Origin of the sequence: Mesorhizobium sp. M0870 (genome assembly GCF_040319775.1) — a bacterium.
GTDB lineage: Bacteria > Pseudomonadota > Alphaproteobacteria > Rhizobiales > Rhizobiaceae > Mesorhizobium.
In genome coordinates this window covers 1-1,309 of the sequence record NZ_JAMYOI010000078.1, presented here as the reverse complement: position 1 = coordinate 1,309, position 1,309 = coordinate 1, and the positions used below count along the sequence as shown (strand labels likewise).

Genomic DNA, 1,309 nt, shown 5'->3' with positions numbered 1-1,309 from the left:
GCACCGGAAGGCCCTTGACCTTGGTCAGCGACAGCATGACGTTTTCCAGGGCTGTGTGGTCGGGAAACAGGTTGAACTGCTGGAACACCATGCCGACACGCCGGCGCAGCTTTTCGGGCTTCATCGCCAGGATGCTCGCGCCATCGAGCAGCACGTCACCGCCCTTGGGCTCGACCAAGCGGTTAAGGCAGCGCAGCAAGGTCGACTTGCCCGACCCTGACGGACCGATGACGCAGGTGACCGTGCCCGGCTTGACCGTCAGGCTGACGCCCTTCAGGACATCGAGATCGCCATAGGCCATGTCGAGATTGGTGACGGCGAGACTACCACCCTTGAAGCGTGAAAGCGCCGAGCTGTCTTCAGGGCTGGCCTCGGAGAGCGGGCTGCCGACGGCGCTCTCCAGTTCGCTCACCTCGGCAAGGCCGCTGGTGACGAGGCCTGCCTTTTGCTTTCCGACCCGCAGCGAGTTGTCGATGTAATTAACCACGTGGGTCAACGGCACGGTGATCACGAGATAGAACACGCCGGCCAGCAGCAATGGCGACAGGTTTCCGGTGACCACCGCCTGGTCCTGACCGACGCGGAAAATCTCGCGCTCCGATGCGAGCAGACCGAGGAAGTAGACGAGGCTCGAATCCTTGACGTTGCCGATGAACTGGTTGACCAGCGCCGGCAGGACGCGGCGGATGCCCTGCGGGATGACGATCAGGCGCATGCCCTGCCCGTAGCTCATGCTGAGCGCCCGGCAGGCTTCCATTTGCCCGCGCTCGACGCTCTGGATGCCCGAGCGGAAGATTTCGCCGATATAGGCGCCGGCGATCAGGCTGAGGGCCAGAATGCCGAGCGGAAAGGGCGAAGGCCCAAAGATTTCACGGCCGATGCGCGCAAAGCCCTGGCCGATCAGAAGGATCGTGACGATCGCCGGAAGGCCACGGAAAATGTCCGTGTAGACCCGGGCCGGAATGCGCAGCCAGCGCGATTGCGAGATGCCCATGACTGCCAGGATCATGCCGAGCACGACACCCAGCACCGTGGATGCGGCCGCGAGGATCAAGGTGTTCTTCAATCCGATGGTGATCATGCTTGGCAGCACGTCCGCCATGGCTTGCCAGTCAAGGAAACTGCGCCGCAAGTTTTCAAGCCAGTTCATTCGGCCCCCTTTCGGTTGCGCTGTCCGCATCGTCCGACATCAAACGCGGCAGCGCGTGGTGCGGGGGGCGCGCGGCGCACCCCCGGGGGCGGGGGGGGGGGGGGGTGGGGGGGGGTGTTTGGGGGGGGGGGGGGGCGGGGGGGCCGCCAGAGAAAGGTT

Annotated in this window: 1 protein-coding gene; it reads right to left on the bottom strand. The window is 64.6% G+C overall.

Annotated elements, in window-relative coordinates:
- Positions 1 to 1,150, bottom strand: a 1,150-nt coding sequence (locus NKH97_RS33195; RefSeq protein WP_352761819.1) for an ABC transporter permease subunit, incomplete at its 3' end; no start/stop codon positions are given.
- Between the last annotated feature and the right edge of the window lie 159 nt (positions 1,151 to 1,309).